The sequence below is a fragment of the Paenibacillus gallinarum genome (assembly GCF_014836635.1).
Taxonomy (GTDB): Bacteria; Bacillota; Bacilli; order Paenibacillales; family Paenibacillaceae; genus Paenibacillus; species Paenibacillus gallinarum.
On record NZ_JACSQL010000001.1, the window covers coordinates 359247 to 376595 of the forward strand.

Annotated in this window: 17 protein-coding genes; 13 read left to right on the top strand and 4 right to left on the bottom strand. The window is 42.2% G+C overall.

The genetic code is table 11. The annotated features are described in order from the left end of the window. The gene (locus H9647_RS01840; protein WP_191797648.1) at positions 1-822 is read left to right on the top strand and encodes an endonuclease/exonuclease/phosphatase family protein; all 822 of its coding nucleotides are present in this window, start codon (positions 1-3) and stop codon (positions 820-822) included. A gap of 76 nt (positions 823-898) precedes the next feature. Here H9647_RS01840 and H9647_RS01845 read toward each other — a convergent pair whose 3' ends face one another. The 3 genes from H9647_RS01845 to H9647_RS01855 form a co-directional block, all read right to left on the bottom strand. After that, the gene (locus H9647_RS01845; protein WP_191797650.1) at positions 899-2884 is read right to left on the bottom strand and encodes an FUSC family protein; all 1986 of its coding nucleotides are present in this window, start codon (positions 2882-2884) and stop codon (positions 899-901) included. Positions 2885-2991: 107 nt separating this feature from the next. After that, positions 2992-4785: an ABC transporter ATP-binding protein gene (locus tag H9647_RS01850; RefSeq protein WP_191797652.1), complete on the bottom strand. Its 1794-nt coding sequence runs from the start codon at positions 4783-4785 to the stop codon at positions 2992-2994. After that, positions 4778-6514, bottom strand: coding sequence for an ABC transporter ATP-binding protein (locus tag H9647_RS01855; RefSeq protein ID WP_191797654.1), 1737 nt, complete (start codon positions 6512-6514; stop codon positions 4778-4780). The genes H9647_RS01850 and H9647_RS01855 overlap by 8 nt, the downstream gene beginning before the upstream one ends. Before the next feature lie 394 nt (positions 6515-6908). On the opposite strand from H9647_RS01855, the gene H9647_RS01860 reads away from it, so the two are divergent. The 12 genes from H9647_RS01860 (at position 6909) to H9647_RS01915 (ending at position 15886) form a co-directional block, all read left to right on the top strand. Then, a complete protein-coding gene (locus H9647_RS01860; RefSeq protein ID WP_191797656.1) occupies positions 6909-8402 on the top strand; it encodes an alpha-N-arabinofuranosidase in 1494 nt (497 codons plus the stop codon). Positions 8403-8411: 9 nt separating this feature from the next. Further along, positions 8412-8693, top strand: coding sequence for a DUF6171 family protein (locus H9647_RS01865; protein ID WP_191797658.1), 282 nt, complete (start codon positions 8412-8414; stop codon positions 8691-8693). A 152-nt stretch (positions 8694-8845) separates the two neighbouring features. Beyond that, positions 8846-9568, top strand: coding sequence for an FAD-dependent thymidylate synthase (gene thyX, locus H9647_RS01870; protein ID WP_191797660.1), 723 nt, complete (start codon positions 8846-8848; stop codon positions 9566-9568). A 40-nt stretch (positions 9569-9608) separates the two neighbouring features. Next, on the top strand, positions 9609-10046 hold the full coding sequence (locus tag H9647_RS01875) for a GNAT family N-acetyltransferase (protein ID WP_225228997.1): 438 nt from the start codon (positions 9609-9611) through the stop codon (positions 10044-10046). A gap of 3 nt (positions 10047-10049) precedes the next feature. Next, positions 10050-10886, top strand: coding sequence for a nucleotidyltransferase domain-containing protein (locus tag H9647_RS01880; protein WP_191797662.1), 837 nt, complete (start codon positions 10050-10052; stop codon positions 10884-10886). Between the two features lie 19 nt (positions 10887-10905). Continuing rightward, positions 10906-11250, top strand: a complete 345-nt coding sequence (locus tag H9647_RS01885; RefSeq protein ID WP_191797664.1) for a n-acetylglutamate synthase — start codon at positions 10906-10908, stop codon at positions 11248-11250. Between the two features lie 36 nt (positions 11251-11286). After that, positions 11287-11619, top strand: a complete 333-nt coding sequence (locus H9647_RS01890; protein WP_191797666.1) for an SdpI family protein — start codon at positions 11287-11289, stop codon at positions 11617-11619. Between the two features lie 636 nt (positions 11620-12255). Then, positions 12256-12732, top strand: a complete 477-nt coding sequence (locus H9647_RS01895) for an NUDIX domain-containing protein (RefSeq protein WP_191797668.1) — start codon at positions 12256-12258, stop codon at positions 12730-12732. Between the two features lie 222 nt (positions 12733-12954). Next, entirely contained in the window at positions 12955-13611 is a 657-nt protein-coding gene (rnhA, locus tag H9647_RS01900) for a ribonuclease H (protein WP_191797670.1), read from the top strand. Between the two features lie 44 nt (positions 13612-13655). Then, the gene (locus H9647_RS01905) at positions 13656-14441 is read left to right on the top strand and encodes a Cof-type HAD-IIB family hydrolase (RefSeq protein ID WP_191797672.1); all 786 of its coding nucleotides are present in this window, start codon (positions 13656-13658) and stop codon (positions 14439-14441) included. A 217-nt stretch (positions 14442-14658) separates the two neighbouring features. Beyond that, on the top strand, positions 14659-15147 hold the full coding sequence (locus H9647_RS01910; protein ID WP_191797674.1) for an NUDIX domain-containing protein: 489 nt from the start codon (positions 14659-14661) through the stop codon (positions 15145-15147). A gap of 106 nt (positions 15148-15253) precedes the next feature. Then, entirely contained in the window at positions 15254-15886 is a 633-nt protein-coding gene (locus tag H9647_RS01915; RefSeq protein WP_191797676.1) for a LysE family transporter, read from the top strand. On the opposite strand, the gene H9647_RS01920 is transcribed toward H9647_RS01915, so the two are convergent. Then, on the bottom strand, positions 15867-17297 hold the full coding sequence (locus H9647_RS01920) for an amino acid permease (protein ID WP_191797678.1): 1431 nt from the start codon (positions 17295-17297) through the stop codon (positions 15867-15869). The two genes, H9647_RS01915 and H9647_RS01920, sit on opposite strands and share 20 nt — an antisense overlap. Positions 17298-17349 lie beyond the last annotated feature (52 nt).

Genomic DNA, 17349 nt, shown 5'->3' on the forward strand with positions numbered 1-17349 from the left:
TTGAGGATATTAACACTGAACACACACGCATGGATCGAAGAAAATCAGCTTGAGAAAATAGAGCAGCTTGCTCATTTTATAAACGAGCATAATTTTGATGTGATTGCACTTCAGGAAGTCAACCAATCCATGCAGGAAGAAGCACTTCCTGCTTCGGAAATGACCTATTTTCATGAAGCAGAAGAGAATACGATCGTTAAAGCAGATAATTATGCTTATGTCCTTCGTAAACAGCTTCACACCGAATATTACTGGACGTATATACCTGTCCATGTTGGATTTGCTAAATACGACGAGGGACTGGCTATTCTGTCCAAGACACCGATTAAGGAAGCATTCGGTGCTTACGTATCGGATATGCGGGATTATGCCAATTTCCGTACACGCAAACTGCTGGGAATCAAAACGGAAGTCTCCGGTAAGGATACCTGGTTCGTGAATGGTCATTATAATTGGTGGCATGATGAAGAGGAACCATTTGAGCCTCAGTGGAAATATTCTCTTGCTGTGATGGACAAGTATGTTGGTTCTCTGCCTGCCTTTATTATGGGAGATTTCAACAATGCAGCTCATATTGAGGGCGAAGGTTATTCCCTGGTGACAGGGAGTGGATGGCATGATTGTTATGAGCTTGCAGCTCAGAAAGACGATGGATTCACGGTTGTTAAGGCAATTGCAGGATGGGAAAATAATAAGCAGAAGCTGCGAATCGATTTTGTCTTTTCGAATCAAGAGGTTCCTGTCCATTCTTCAAAAGTCGTACTGAATGGAATCGATAGTCCTGTGGTATCAGATCATTTTGGTGTCGCTGTGGAAATCTAAAGTTAACAAGTAAATAATCCCACAATCCTGGAAGGAGGATGTGGGATTGTTTTTTTTGCATCAATTGGTTTGTGTATCAATGGGTCGAATTCATATTTGTCTCTGCTGCCAGAATTTCCTGATAAAGATCCATGACTGCAGTGAAGAGCGGGATAGACTTGTCCTCTAATAAGGAAGAAACGCCAAGATTTTGATTTAATTTTATTCTTCCTTTGTAGGAGATAGGTGTTGTTTTAAAATAAGCTGACATGTGTGTCAGCAGTTCGCTGCATGCAAGTAGTTCCTCTTTCTTTTCCTTTAGTTGTTCATTCCTAATCATGTGAATTGTAAGATAACCCACTTTTTGAACACGGATCAATATAGGAAAGTCTTCTTCGACATGGTATGGACGATGTGTAATTTCATTGAAAGCTTGATCATATAAGGTACTGGTTCTTTTTAACGACCGAAGTACGATATTAGACAAAACCTTTATTTCTTGGTTATGTTGATTTTTTGCATACGTCTTGATCAGCTTGGCTTGAGCATCCAAAGCGGCAGCAAAAGTCCGATCCAGCCGTTTTGAAGCAGAATGAGGTGATAGTACAAGCATCCCGGCTAAACCAAGAGAACAACCAAGTAAAATATCTATAATTCTTACATTTACAAAGGCAAGCGGTGAATCTACCGGATGTGCCAGTGATACGAGCAGAAGAGAGATCGGCGTAATGAATACCGCAGCAAGAGCATAGTTTTTGGCGGCCAGCGTTTTAATAATGAATTGCATGAAAGCAACAGTCAGTACGACCACAAGGCTGGTGGGCTCTAAGAATAGCAGTAGAGATGCGAGTAATCCTCCTAAGCATGTACCGATCATAAGCTGAATTCCCCGATAAATACTGGCCGTTGCCGTAGCAGCGATTAGGACAGAAGCGCATCCGATCGGAACCCAAGAAGGATGCGGTGCCTGAATCATACTCGCCACTCCATAAGAAACGAGAACGAGCAGCCCCATTTTAGTAGAGGCAGAGAAGATTGTTGTATAGTGATACAGACCTCGAATACTCCACCTGGTACCAATCGCTTCTTTTAGAGAACGGGTGGACACTTCAAGTTTGGGTGAAGGGTTCTTAATGGCTTCCATCATGTATAGAAATGCTTCCTGTAAGCCAGGCTTAAAATGATCTTCTTCCTTTATTTTGCCGATAACTTGCCGATCCACAGTCAAAGTTGAAGATCGTTTAGGTAATGTACGGGCTATCGTTCTCAGCATACGTGGATAGGCAGCAGGAACGGATATTTGTTGATCTTCTATAGAAACAATGGCCCAAAATAGCTGATCCGCAGCCTCTGTAATCTTGTAGATTTGCTGAAGGGAGAGATTCTCTTTTCTTCGAGATATCATACTTTTATAAATTTTCTTTTTCGTTTGCTGAAGAAGTTCGCCCGTCTCCAAGCGAAGAAGCGGATAGTCGCTCGTATTCAAAGATTCAAGCATAGTTGCAAGTTTCTGGTACAGGGAAGACAGCATTCTTTTCTCTGGTCCATAACGATGAAACGCTAGGGGAATCATACATAATAGGAGTGCAGGAATGCCGCCAAGGAGCACAATCAGCCCCCGATAGGCGAATAATCCTGGATCTGCGGGAAGGCTGATCGCCATACCGCATACGAGAACAAACATATATCCTGCGGGAAGCAGGACGCCTGTTATTCCACATAAAAAGGTAGCTGCCGCACCAATAAAACTAATGGCAGCTGCACTTGCAAGTAAAGAAGGAGCCGCAAGAGTGCCCAGCATAATACTGAAAGCAAGCCCTAACAGAATGCAGCTCAGTTTCACAAAGCGCTGTCTTGCGGTTTCATCCCTCATATATACATTCACAAAAGCACCCGTTGTTGCCAGCATTCCAAGCCCAGGTTCGTGTAGAATGATACCGGTTAGCAGAGGAATGCCGGTGCTAAGCCCCGCAATAACAGCCGGTCCCCAAGGGACCGGGACTTTATTGATGCGAAAAGCTTTCTTAAGATGCTGTGCGATGTAAGTTCTTGTTTTGGGTATTGATTGCTTGTTTAAATCCAAATGATATGGCACCTCTTTAGTCATGGGTAATTCAAGTATAGGTTTTCAGTCAAAAACTCTATTTACCACAAGACCTCAGAGTTTAAACTTGCATCAGCAATCGTCTATTAGGATACAACTTGTTGAAACTGACTGTGGTACAGCTCATAATAAGGACCTTTTGCTGCTAATAATTCCTCATGTGTCCCTTGTTCTACAAGACGTCCATGCTCAAGGTAAAGAATGGTATCTGCATCCTGAATCGTACTTAGCCGGTGGGCGATAACAAAGCTGGTTCTTCCTTGCATAAGAAGCTTCATTGCCTCTTGTATATGCATTTCGGTTCTTGTATCTACGCTGCTTGTCGCCTCATCCAGAATAAGAATAGCCGGATCGGCAAGGATGGCCCTCGCGATCGTTAACAGTTGCCGCTGTCCATGACTCAGGTTGCTGCCCTCCGTACTAAGCATTGTGTCATACCCCTGAGGGAGTCGTTTAATAAACGTGTCTGCATTCGCGAGTCTAGCCGCTTGCTCTATTTCCTGGTCCGTCGCATCCAGTTTGCCAAAACGGATATTTTCCCGAATCGTTCCAGAGAAAACATGGGCATCTTGAAGTACCATACCCATCAGCCTGCGGAGATGATCTTTGTCGATTTGGCGAATGTCTACATCATCAATCGTAATTGCGCCATCCACAATATCGTAGAAACGGGTTAAAAGATTTACGACCGATGTTTTACCTGCTCCAGTGGGTCCAACGAGAGCAACCTTTTCACCAGGGCGTGCAGTAAAGCTTATGTTTTGCAGAATAGGTTTATCCGCATTGTAATGAAAAGACACATCATCAAAACTTACAGCACCTTGAATGTTCGTGATAGGTTTTCCGTTTTCGCCTTCGTGCTCCGTTTTCATATCCATAATCTCAAATACTCTCTCTGCACCGGCGACAGCAGACTGAATCAGATTATACTGATTTGCTAGTTCAGAGATGGGGCGCCCAAATTGACGAGAGTAACTGAGGAAACTGACGACAATACCGACCTGGGTTGAACCTTGGAATACGAGCCAGCCGCCGACAGCCGCAATCAGGGCAAAACTGAGGTTGTTGATGACATTCATGAACGGTCCCATCATCCCAGACATAATTTGCGCCTTAATTCCAATCTGATTTAGCCGCTCGCTAATTTCCCTGAAGCGGAGGGTTTCTTTTTCTTCCTGACGGTATAGTTTCACTACTTTTTGCCCACTGATGGTTTCTTCAATCATTCCATTGAGATCCCCCAGATGTTGCTGTTGTTCTTTGAAATATCTCTTTGTATATTTAGCAATATTCCTGGTTACTACAAGAGCGAGTGGGATGCTAATCAGTGCTACTAAGGTGAGCGGTATATCCAAAATAATCATAATTACAAGTGAACCGATGAGTGTGACGATACTATTCAGTAGTTGAGTAACACTCTGATTCAGTGTATTAGATACATTCTCTATGTCATTGGTTGCACGACTCATCAGTTCTCCGGTGCTGCGCTTGTCAAAGAAGGAAACCGGCAGTTTCTGATATTTTGCAAACAGATCTTTTCTCAGGTGAAGCACCGTTTTCTGGGAGAGGGCGGTCATAATATAGGCCTGCACCCAGGTAACCACCGCACCGAATAAATGAATAGCAAGCATGATCAAGCAGATTTGAATCAGCCCCATATAATCTCTCGGAATAATGTAATCATCAATCGTTACCCCAATAAGGTAGGGACCTAGTAGAGCAGTGAGTGAACTTAGCACGGTGAAAATATAAACCATGAGCAGCGCAGTACGCTGTTTGTTTAAGTAATTCCAGAGCCGTTTTATCGTAGCCCCCGTATGTTTCGCCCTTACTTTTGGCATTTGATGCACAGGAACTCGGGGACGCATTTGATTAGACATAGGATATATCCTCCTTGCGCTGTGAACGGTAGATATCTTGATAAACGGAACTTGTCTTCAAAAGTTCTTCATGCGTTCCTTGAGCTACGATCTTTCCATCGTTTAGGACAAGAATAAGATCTGCTTTTGTTACAGAAGAAATTCGCTGTGCGATGATAATCTTGGTCACGTTGCTTTTTTGTTGTTCCATCGCTTTTAGTATGTTAGCCTCTGTCTTTAAATCAACCGCACTCGTGCTATCGTCCAGTATAAGTATTGCAGGGTCCGTAACGAGTGCTCTCGCGAGTGAAATCCGTTGTTTTTGCCCGCCAGACAGGTTTACCCCTTTTTGTCCAAGGACCGTGTCATACCCTTTTTCTAACTGTTCGATAAAAGGAGCCGCTTCGGCCGCCTTTGCAGCCGCCAAGATTTGTTCGTCACTGGCTGAAGGATTACCGTAGCGGATATTATCTCGGATGGTTCCGCTAAACAGAATCGCTTGCTGCATCACTATGGCAACCTTGCTTCTTAGCTCTTCCAGATCATAGTCCTGTATGGGGACATCTCCGACCCGTATTTCTCCGCTATATACTTCGTAAAGTCTTGGAATGAGATGGACTAGGGTAGTTTTCCCAGCACCTGTCGCTCCAAGAATAGCTACCATTTGACCCGCTTCTGCTTTGAAACTGATATCTGTGAGGACGAGGTCATCCTCTTGATTATGATAGGAGAAACTAACATTTGAGAACTCGATAGACCCTCCATTATCACTAGAAACATGTTTTGGATGAATCGGGTTTTCAATCTCGGAATATGTACTCAGCACTTCATTTACCCGATCTGCAGATACTTTCGCTCTAGATACAAAAACCAGCATGTTACTTAGCATCAGCATTGACATCAGGAGCTGGGTGACATAGTTAATGAAGGCGATCAGTTTACCTATTTCGAGACTTCCTTGATAATACTGCAATCCCCCGAACCAGAGCACCGCTACGATACTTACGTTTAGTACAAGCGTCATGAGCGGCATACTGAGTGCCATCAGCCGATTAGCCCGAATCGCTGCCTCGGTATAATCCTCATTTGTTTTGTTGAATCGCTGCTCTTCATAATCTCTCCGGACAAAAGCTTTAATGACACGAACACCAGACAAGTTTTCTTGAAGGACGGTGTTTACATGATCGAGCTTACTTTGCATTTTCGTAAATAAAGGAAAGGACCGTTTGGTTAAGAGATAGAGGATGAAGAAAAGTACGGGCACGGAAACCACTAAGACGAACGCTAGATTTGGACTCAGCATAATTGCCATCGCTAAGCTTCCGATCAGCAGAAGCGGCGTACGGACAAAGATTCTTAGAACCATCTGAACAAAAGCTTGCAGTTGCACCACATCATTCGTTAACCGAGTAATGAGCGAGCCGGTTTTTCGTTCATCCAAATTGCGATAAGAAAAAGATTGGATCTGTTCAAATAATCGAATTCGCAGATCTTTTCCAAAATGCTGTGCAGCAATGCTCGAAAAAATCGTACAGCCGGCTCCGCCCACTAGACCGATCAGCGCGACAACGATCATAAAAAGTCCGGTTTCCTGAATATGATCAAGATTATTTGTCATTATCCCTTCATCTATGATACTTGCCATGAGTCTGGGCTGAAGCAAATCCATGGAAACTTCGAGCAACATAAGCAGAGGAGCGAGTAAGCTCGCTGCCCAGTAGGGTTTGAGAAAAGGGAGTAGTTTCTTCATTAAAATAAGGACACCTTTCGTAAGTGAGATAGAGGGACAACTTTTTAGTGAGTAAATCAATTTCATAACTCATTAAAGCAACTAAAGGTATTATGAAATGAATTCAAGTAAGCTTGTTTTTAACTTAAAGCCACGACGGAAAAATTGTCAAATGATTCCTTGCAGAACCAGGATGTATAAAATACGCATTCTAGATTTATCATTTTTCATTTGAATTAACTGTAATATTATTTCATAGTTTTGTTTAAAAAAGCGTTTACAGAGTTAACTCATTAGGTTTATTATGTAATTGATAGAAAAGAAGATAGTAAGCAGGATTTATATTTTAGTTAATTCATAGACAATAGGAAACACGCGAAGAACCATTCATTTCAATAAGGTGGAGGTTATTATTATGGTAAAAGTTCTTGTACATACGGAGAAACGAAAAAGCCAAATCAATAAAAATATCTATGGTCAATTTTCTGAACATTTGGGACGTTGTGTTTATGAAGGAATATGGGTTGGCGAAGATTCACCCATTCCAAATACGGACGGCATCCGAAATGATGTAATAGAAGCATTGAAACAACTAAAAGTACCTGTACTGCGCTGGCCAGGCGGCTGTTTTGCTGACGAGTACCACTGGGAAGATGGAATTGGACCTCGTGAGAACCGTCCGCGTATGCTCAACACCCACTGGGGCGGAGTAGAAGAGAATAACCACTTCGGTACGCATGAATTTATGAGACTCTGTGAACTGATTGGGGCAGAACCTTATATTTGTGGTAATGTCGGCAGCGGTACAGTGTATGAGATGCAGCAATGGGTAGAGTACATGAATAACGGCGGGCAGTCGCCGATGGCAAGCCTTCGTGCACAGAACGGTCAAGAAGAACCGTGGAACGTGAAGTATTTTGGTGTAGGTAATGAGAGCTGGGGCTGCGGCGGGAACATGCGTCCTGAATATTACGCTGATCTGTATCGCAGATATTCCACTTATGTGCGCAATTACAGTTCTGAGCCGGTATACAAAATTGCTTGTGGACCTAATACAGCAGATTACCACTGGACAGAAGTCCTCATGCGGGAAGCTCATCATCTCATGAACGGACTTAGTCTTCACTATTACACGACAGGTACTGGAGTATGGGAGAAAAAAGGCAGTGCCACGGGATTCACAAGTGAAGAATGGTTCACAACACTGAAAGCAACTCTATACATGGAAGAACTGATTGTAAAGCATTCTGCCATTATGGATAAATATGATCCAGACAAAAAAGTAGGACTGATCATTGATGAATGGGGAACTTGGTTTGAAGTAGAGCCAGGAACAAATCCAGGATTTTTATATCAACAAAATACAGTACGTGATGCGCTCGTAGCGGGAATTAACCTGAACTTATTCCATGAACACTCCGATCGCGTAACGATGACGAATATTGCACAGATCGTGAATGTCTTGCAAGCAATGATCCTGACGGAAGGTGCTAATATGGTACTGACACCGACATATCATGTTTTTGATATGTATAAAGTTCACCAGGATGCACATTTGCTTGAGTCTCAATATGTTAGTCCATCTTATAAAATGGGTGATGAGGAGATTCCGCAGCTCAGCCTATCTTCTTCTGTAGATCATGAAGGGCATATTCATGTATCTGCTTGTAATCTCAGCCATGCAGATTCCTTGAACGTAGAACTTGATCTGCAAGGAATTGTAGATGCAGCGGTAAGCGGCCAAGTGCTGGTTTCATCTAATGAGCTGGATGCACATAACTCGTTTGATAATCCGACTCAGGTTGCACCGAAAGAACTTGAAGGAATCACAGCAGAGCAAGGAAACGTAAGTTTCACACTGCCTGCTGCTTCCGTAGCGGTAATTACAATTGTGCCAAAGAGAGGCTAAGGAAAGAGGATGACAACAAGAGCTGATAACGAATGCAAAGGTTGTACGGCAAGTGTGCATGTCAGCGAATCACAACTTGCAGTTATGGAACAGTCCACAGTTACATCTGATCAAGGAATGTCAGAACAGGCTGTACAGGAGCTGTATAAAGAACGTTTAGCGATATGCCGTACATGTGATGGATTTAAATACGGTACCACTTGTAAATACTGTGGGTGTCTCATTCCTTTGAAAGCCAAGGTAGCCAGCGCTACCTGTCCATATCCTTTTGAACCGAAATGGCTTAGATAATATGAATGAAGAATGATGATGAAAGCATCTTCCTTTCCGAGGAAGATGCTTTTTTTACATGAAGATCGAGTTGATCAAGATACGAAACTGCTAGACATATTTTTGGAAAATACAGTAAAATAATGGGATTAGAATAAAGGGGTGCAGCTGACATGTCTTTTGAAAAAGTGCTTGATCAAGGTTATGTTCGTCTAGTAAATCATATGGGGTCTGATCTGACCATAGCGAATGCGGCAAGAGTGTCTTATGCCAAAGAGTCAGTGGAACTCACGGAGCGAGATATGAAACTGATACGGTTTCTAGCAAGAGAAGGACATACTTCTCCTTTTCGTCACGTAATGCTTCAATATGAAATCTACGCACCCTTGATGGTCGCTAGACAGTGGTGGAAATACATAGTCGGCTCAAGTCATATGGAAGGTACAGGAGATAGCCTGGATGCGTGGAATGAGTCGAGTCGCAGATACATAACAGAAGAACCCAAGTTTTATATTCCAAATCATCAGGAGTGGAGAGGAGCGCCTGCGCATTCAAAACAAGGGAGCGGAGAGGCACTTCCACCAGAGCAGGGCGCTAAACTAAGTAAAGAGTTACTAGAGTATGTAGAACTGGGTATAAAAAAATATGAAGCAGCTCTAGAATCAGGGGTATGTGCTGAACAGGCAAGGCTTTTTCTCCCATCTTACGGGATGTATATTCGCTGGTATTGGACAGCTTCGCTGCAATCGGTATGTCATTTCTTAAATCAGCGGCTTATGCATGATGCCCAGCAAGAAATCCAAGCGTATGCGAAAGCAATTCTATCCTTAAGTGAGCCTCTGTTCCCGGCAGCAATGAATGAGATGGTGAATTATAAGGAAGAAGTCTCGCTATAGAAGAGGTCATAACCTAAATGAATGGCAGGAGGTAACGAACTTGGAATACCGTAAGATGGATGCCCGTGATTATGAGCAGTGTATTGCTTTATGGAAAATAACAGAAGGAATGAGCATCAGCAATGCAGATTCCAGGGAAGCCATAGAAAGTTATTTGGAACGTAATGAAGGCTTCAGTTATGTAGCCGTTCAGAGTGAAGATATCATAGGGACTCTGCTGGCAGGACATGACGGTAGACGAGGCTATCTATACCATTTGTCAGTCAAGCCGGAATACCGGGGACAAGGGATTGCCAAAATCCTTGTACAGTCTTGCTTGGACCGATTACGAGACGCAGGGATCGAGCGAGCTCATATTATGGTGATGGGTTCCAATGAGAGTGGCCAATCATTCTGGACGGGTCTCGGATGGACACAGCGCGGAGATATTTTGATATGTTCCCGAGACATTCATATGAATACTGTAGGAAAGGAATGACTTATGCCGCTGCTGACAGAGTATGAGAAAAGACGGAGTATCGCAGATTCTAAAGCAGAAGAAATAAAAAGAAAATTCTCCTGTATAGAGGCTATTATGGTGACTGGATCGGTCGCAATAGGCACGGTTGATGCGTTCTCGGATCTTGATCTATTATGCTATGTTGAAGGTCCGATACCCGCTTCTATCAAGGAATACGAACAAGTGAAGCTGGATGAACTCTCAGGTATTGAGATTGCTTCTAGTGATAATGTGTACGCAGTGAATTATGAGAACCAAGGTGTGAAATGTGAGATAGTGTATTTCTCTATTTCATTTGTCGAACAAAAAATAATGAATCTGCTCCAGTATAAAGACCGCTCTTTTTCCACTCACACGGTAGCAACCGGGATTTTGCAGTCCTTATCTTTATATGATAAGTCAGGCGTGCTTGCAGGCTGGAAGTGTTCACTAAGCACATATCCTAAAGATATAGGAAGCTGGCTGATCTCAGAACATCTTGATTTTTATTCTAGAACAGAGATGGAAAGAGGGCTTGTTCGTAACGATCTTGTATATTTGGCGGAAAAGAAACTGCAGAATCAAGAAAAGCTACTTGCAATATGGTGTGGTCTAAACCGGATGTACTATCCAGGTAAGACGAAGGGTCTTATTTATACGTTAAGCCAAATGAAGATGAAACCAAATAATGCAGAATTTCGAATGATGAATCTGTGGAGGGTACCAGCTGAAGAATCTATAAATATTTTAACTGATTTAATAGAAGACACTTTTGATCTCATTGAACTGTACAGATCAGATCTGGTGGTTTCCGAAGCCCGTCAACAATTTCTTAAGTAGGATAGGGAGGCTGACAGTGATGAACAAGATTGATTACAATGGACGAATCTTTACGTCTTGGGAGAATTCAGGCAATGGGGAGGTCAATCGAGAGACACTGTTTCATTATTTTCAAGATGGGAATCTCGTATGGGCTAATTATGCAGGAGGCGGTATTTTAGCAGGTCACCTGATAGCGACAATGGGGGAAGATGGAGTTCTGGATATGCGTTATCATCATGTTAATGAAAAGAATGAGATCATGACAGGGATATGCACTTCAACTCCCGAATTACTTGAGAGCGGAAAAATACGCATCCATGAAGAATGGACGTGGACAAGCGGAGACCGGTCAAGCGGGCGTTCAATATTGCAAGAAGTCTGAAGGATGATTGTATTGTTGTATTAGAAGGAGGTAGCCATGGATTTGGATAATCTGGTCGTGTTCAGTTTTGTAGGGATCATTTCCGTTATCATCGGTGTGGTAATGAAATGGAAGCCTCCAAAGCGAATAAACAGCTTGTTTGGATATCGAACCCATCGGTCAACTCAGAATCAACGAATGTGGGAAGAAGCGAATCGTTATAGTGCGATGTGGATGATTTATGTTGGGATTTTTTTTATAATCATTGGATTGATCGTTGCCAAATTCGTTCAAGGTATTCAGGGACTTGGTATTTTGGTAGGCGTGTTTCTGACCGTTCATCTCCTTGTATTTGTCATGGTGGAGAGAAGGTTAAAGGAGCTAGAATAATACATGGAATACAACTACAACCGCTTACATTATAAAAGAGAATTACAGAATAACCGAACTATTTCGACATTTATAAACAAAACATATGTGTTTACAATATAAGGGAATTAAGAAGTTGTGCAGCCTGCATAACTTCTTTTTTATTCCATATAAACTACGATTTAGGAGCGAAAATTAGGGAGTCAGCAGTAAAATTGAAATTCATAAATATTTTTTCGGAAAATCAAACTATTTCCTCTTAAAGCTTGTTATTATAGTACTGAACGTTGTTTTATCTGCATTCTGAATAGAAAATGAAAGTTCGTAAAGCGGACAAAATCGGTTGTGAAATAAGAACGATGAAATGAGGTTTCCCGTGAGAAATATGGAAAATATCTTCATACAGGATACCCATCAGATAGTACTTACGTCAGCTCAGAAAGCAGTAACAATCCGCTGTTAATATTTTGACCAAATTGTGTCATTAAAAGCAAAAGACGAACATCGGTTATATTATGATTCTGTGCTTCGTTTAAAGAACATGGTAAGAGCTGGATTGGGGCAAGCTATTCCTAATCAACAAGTGATTGTAAGAGTCTAGTGTATACAAAATAAAACTATAATGAGTAAGTGGACTGTACTTAAGGAGGAATAGTGATGATGATATCCTACAACCATGAATCCATCGAGTATCACACAACTACAGGAGGAATAATTATTCAGAATGGCAGAGTTCTCCTGCAAAGAGAACAAAACCAGCCGTATTGGTTTTTACCGGGCGGTAGTGTAGAAGCAGATGATACACCTGAGTATACAATCGCTAAGATGATATATGAACAGCTTGGTGTACCTGTAATTCAAGAGCAGCAAGTATGGATGATTGAGAATATTGTCGATTTACCGCTGGGTCCCAATATGCAGGTTCATGAGACGGGAATGTTCTTCGTTCTAGAACTTCCATATCCACATCCGATCTTTAATAAAAACGGTGAATTTACAGGTACAAATAAGGAGTATAGATATCAATGGATTGATCTTGACCTTCTTGATCAGCACCTCGTGGTTCCGGAGTTTGTCGTTCCCGAGCTGCATGTGCTGGAAGTTGGTAAGGGTGTTAAGCATATCGTCAGCTAGTTTTCGTAGAAGTCATCTCTGTTCCTTATTAGTTTGAGCAGGGAGCCGTACATATGCCGAGTCTTACGAATGAAAATAAATAGGATTGATCTCATGAAGCCTGGGTTCCTATACTCAGGCTCTTCTTATGTCCTTTAATACCAGATGACTTTGCATCTTTCCTTCTGAAAAGGTATTGTAGAAAGTAATGTGAAAAGGTAAGTATGGAGGGAATTAGGGGATATGGCTAAGCAAAAATATTATGTGGTTTGGGAAGGGAAAAGCCCGGGTATTTATACAAGTTGGCCTGCATGCCAGCAACAGGTAAACGGAGTGAATGGTGCTAAATACAAGGCATTTGAATCCAAATCAGAGGCGGAGAAAGCCTATACGGCTGGCTGGAAAGGATATTGGGGGCAAGTGGGGACGCAAAAATCCGCTGGGAGTTCCAGTAATCGTAAATATGGAGCTGCTCCCGCTGATCCTATTGAACCTGTTGACTACAATAGTATCTCGGTTGATGTAGGAACTAGGGGAAATCCAGGCCCTACGGAATACAAAGGGGTGGATACAAAGACAGGAGAAGTATTGTTCAGTGTAGGTCCGATTCCAAATGGTACGAACAATATCGGCGAGTTCCTGGCCATTGTTCATGCGCTGGCTTATCTTCAAGAACAAGGAAGTAACAAGACCATTTACACGGACTCGGTAAATGCAATGAAGTGGGTTAGACAGAAGAAAGCAGCTACCACGTTAAAAAAAGATGCCTCGACCCGTCAGATTTGGGATTTGGTCGAGCGAGCTGAAGAATGGCTCAGAACACATACGTATCAGAACAAAATCGTGAAATGGCAAACGAAGCTTTGGGGAGAAATTAAAGCAGATTATGGACGTAAGTAAATAGAGAAATCATAACATGGATGATCATGGAGGGAACCGAGAGAATGACAAATTATAAAGCAGTGTTTTTTGATATAGATGGTACGCTGGTGAATGATGAGAAGGAAATTCCTGCAGATGCAGTTGAAGCGGTGAATCAGCTGAAAGCTCGTGGAATTGATGTTTTTATAGCGACGGGAAGAGCACCTTACTATATTACAAAATATTTATCACAGCTTGGTCTAGACTCCTTTATCAGTCTGAACGGATCATATGTGGTGTACAAAGGACAACCTATTCATAAGACTCCCATTTCCACATCAACAATGGAGAGACTGGAAAATACAGCTCTCAGCCACAATCATCCCGTCGTGATGCAAGGTGCTGAAGCGAGTTTCTCTAACACGGAACTGCACGAGTTTATTGCGACGTCTTTTGAGACCCTTCATGTCGAGGTACCGGGTTATCGTACTTCTTATTGGAAGGAAGCGCCGATCTATCAGGCTCTGCTCTATTGTCAAGAACACGAAGAACATCTCTATACATCGGAGGAAGCCGGTTTTGGGGATCTTCAGTTTGTTAGATGGCATCCTTTTGCAATGGATGTAATTCCTGCGGAAGGTTCCAAGGCCAAAGGTATTGAGGCTGTACTCAAAGATTTAGGAATATCGAAAGATGAAGTGGTCGCTTTTGGCGATGGACTGAATGATGTAGAGATGTTGTCCTATGTCGGGCTGGGGATCGCAATGGGAAATGCGAATGATGAGGTTAAGTCATATGCAAAATATGTAACCAGTTCAGTTGATGAAAGCGGGATTCGTAAAGGTTTGGAGTATGCCGGATTACTGTAATGAGGTCTTAAATTTATATAGAACAGTGCGGTGTGAGAAAAGGATGGTCCACGGATCATCCTTTTTTCTATGCTTGCAGCCTTCATTTTCTGCATAAAAAATTCACATGATAATTACATAATTAAGGAACCAATACACGTAAAAAAGGATATATATGGTATTATTGATCTTGAGAACGGAAAGAGGATTCGGGAGTTTTCCTGTGAGGAGGATGTTCATGTTCTATGTTAATGCAAGGGCTTTTATTGAAAGAGAAGGGAAACAAGGAACCGAGCTCGTCATTCAAACCCGTAACAAGCCGGGAGAGGAAGCACTTGAACTTCCAGGTGGACGAATTGAACTGTTCGAATCCGTACACAAAGCGTTAATTAGAGAAGTCCAGGAAGAAACAGGTCTGACGATTACTCGGATTGAAGGCGCTTCAAAAAGAATAGATACGATAGGTATAAATCCAGACTTTGAGGTCGAATGTGTTGAGCCTTTTTGTGTATACCAGACCCTTAAGGGTCCGATTGATTCTATTGGTATGTACTTTATCTGTAAGGCAGAAGGCAAGCTGTTTGAACAAGGAGACGAGACGAAGGGAGCTACATGGAAAACGCTACAAAGTCTTCGTACGATGATCGATCAGAATCCACTGCAGTTTAGTAATGTAGATAGAGCAGGTCTTAAATATTATCTGAAACATAGAGTTGTTCGTGATTAAGTTACCATTTTAATTTTTCTCTCATTCACTTTGTTGTCGTACATGCCTTCCTTCTTGAATAAGATGAACAATAGGTTGTCTTTTTATTCAAGAAGGAGGAGGCTGTATGATTACAAGTGCTTTTTTGGGTTACATACTGCTTGGGGTTTCCATTGCTGCACCCATTGGTCCGCTCAATGCTGCCCAGCTTAACATTGGAATCAGACGTGGATTTTTTCATTCTTGGTTTTTCGGACTAGGCGCAGTGCTTGCTGATCTATTGTACATGCTTTTAGTGTATTTGGGAGTCGTCCATTTACTAGATGCTCCCTTTATTCAAACGTTTTTATGGTCGTTTGGTTTTTTTGTGCTTTCGTACACAGGAATAGAAAGTATTCTTAGCACCGGTCAGATAAAGGAAACGGAACTTGACCATAAAGAACCTTTGGGTAAATCTTTGATGTCGGGATTCTGGTTATCGCTCTTTAATCCGATGTCCATTTTATTCTGGCTTGGCATTTATGGTTCCGTTCTCGCAAAAGAGACAAGCTCTGGAAGCGTGTTACATGTAGTCATTTTTAGCTCTGCCATCATACTTGGTATTTTTATATGGGACCTTTTGGTTGCTACCATGTCCAGTTTTTTTCGTCGTTATTTGAGTCCTGCACTTTTAAAAACCATTTCTGTAATTTCAGGTTTATCCTTATTAGTATTTGGATTATATTTTGGTTTTCAGGCAGTTAAGGCTTTGTTTTTTTGACCCTTGCCGGGAAGCGATATTTATTAGTTTTTAAGCTATGAATCAGTTTACGGTCAGGCTTGGTTCGTTTGGGCTTGTCTGAAGTCCATACTTTTTTCTGCATATACAGGGTCAAGAGACCAATGCATGCAACAAACAGAAAGCTGATCCAGAAGCCAGGTCTGCTCGTTTTATGAAAGAGTGTTCCTGTTACAGCCAGTAGAATCAGAGTAAGTCCTCCATATCTTTTGATCTGTCCAAAAGTGGTCAGCTTTAATAGTTTGCCTGATGTGATCAGAATGAAGGACCAATTGTACAGAAGCATGAGCCCTGCAGCAGTCGTGATTGATTCATAGATCGTATCAGGCAAAAGTAGCGCCGTTAAGATCGAGATACCGAGCAGTACAGCATTGAATCCATACGCATAAATAGGAAAACGTTCCTTCACTTTTCTGCCGAAAAGAGAAGGGGCGTCTTTGTCTTTGGCAAGGGTAACAAGCATAGTCGTTACCGCATATAAGGATGCCACCATCGTCGAGAAACCAGCAATAATCAGCACACCATTAAATAGGTGAGGAATAAAAGGCAGTTCATAAGTGGCTAGTGCTTGGATAAATGGACTCTTTTTAGTTCCATAACTCTGCCAAGGTGCCAAGGTAAGGACAAGAAACAACGAAGTTACATAGATTACGGCAAGTACTGTAATCATAATCCTGCCGGATTTTGGAGCTTCTTTTGGCTGTTTCAAACGGATTGCCATGAGCCCCATGACTTCCACTCCTCCAAAGGCATAAAAAGAAAAGATCAACGCTGCCCATGTACCTGTAATTCCATTAGGGAATATCTCGCTCAAACGAAGCGGGGCATTAGGTTTGATACCCCCGGATAACCAGCCGAATAAACCGGCAGCTCCAAGACCAATAAACATAAGGATAGCTGAAAGTTTGATAATAGCAGCTGTACTCTGCAGCGGATCAAACAACTTCGTACCAATCACGATGATCAGGAGTCCAAGCAGTGCATATGCCGACGCGAATACCCACATTGGAATATTCGGAAACCAAAATCTCGTAAATAGGGACAAGGCAGTGAGCTGACTTCCCATAATCAGTAATTCTGAAGAAAAATAACCCCATCCACTGCTGAATCCAGCCCATTTTCCATAAGCTTTCTTCGCATAGGATCGGAAAGACCCTTGCTCTGGTGCAGCAGCTGTCATACCGGCGAGTGCATTAAATACACAATATGTACCAAGAGCAGCCAGTACAAAAGTAAATAAAACGGAAGGACCACCCACTTGAATTGCAAGAGCAGAACCTAAAAAATATCCCGTTCCGATGGTACCGGCAACGCCAAGCAGAGAAAGTTGCCACCATGATAAATTACCTTTTGGTTCTGATGCTTGTTTTTTATTGCTATTCTTATCGCCCATTTTTCTGTACCTCATTCATGTCATATTTACCTATGTAATATAAGAAGAGAAG

Bases quoted from the DNA above. Each gene is read 5' to 3' on its own strand.
- H9647_RS01850 (WP_191797652.1), bottom strand. From the start codon at position 4,785: ATGTCTAATCAAATGCGTCCCCGAGTTCCTGTGCATCAAATGCCAAAA.
- H9647_RS01855 (WP_191797654.1), bottom strand. From the start codon at position 6,514: ATGAAGAAACTACTCCCTTTTCTCAAACCCTACTGGGCAGCGAGCTTA.
- H9647_RS01860 (WP_191797656.1), top strand. From the start codon at position 6,909: ATGGTAAAAGTTCTTGTACATACGGAGAAACGAAAAAGCCAAATCAAT.
- H9647_RS01865 (WP_191797658.1), top strand. From the start codon at position 8,412: ATGACAACAAGAGCTGATAACGAATGCAAAGGTTGTACGGCAAGTGTG.
- thyX (WP_191797660.1), top strand. From the start codon at position 8,846: ATGTCTTTTGAAAAAGTGCTTGATCAAGGTTATGTTCGTCTAGTAAAT.
- H9647_RS01880 (WP_191797662.1), top strand. From the start codon at position 10,050: ATGCCGCTGCTGACAGAGTATGAGAAAAGACGGAGTATCGCAGATTCT.
- H9647_RS01885 (WP_191797664.1), top strand. From the start codon at position 10,906: ATGAACAAGATTGATTACAATGGACGAATCTTTACGTCTTGGGAGAAT.
- H9647_RS01890 (WP_191797666.1), top strand. From the start codon at position 11,287: ATGGATTTGGATAATCTGGTCGTGTTCAGTTTTGTAGGGATCATTTCC.
- H9647_RS01895 (WP_191797668.1), top strand. From the start codon at position 12,256: ATGATGATATCCTACAACCATGAATCCATCGAGTATCACACAACTACA.
- rnhA (WP_191797670.1), top strand. From the start codon at position 12,955: ATGGCTAAGCAAAAATATTATGTGGTTTGGGAAGGGAAAAGCCCGGGT.
- H9647_RS01905 (WP_191797672.1), top strand. From the start codon at position 13,656: ATGACAAATTATAAAGCAGTGTTTTTTGATATAGATGGTACGCTGGTG.
- H9647_RS01910 (WP_191797674.1), top strand. From the start codon at position 14,659: ATGTTCTATGTTAATGCAAGGGCTTTTATTGAAAGAGAAGGGAAACAA.
- H9647_RS01915 (WP_191797676.1), top strand. From the start codon at position 15,254: ATGATTACAAGTGCTTTTTTGGGTTACATACTGCTTGGGGTTTCCATT.
- H9647_RS01920 (WP_191797678.1), bottom strand. From the start codon at position 17,297: ATGGGCGATAAGAATAGCAATAAAAAACAAGCATCAGAACCAAAAGGT.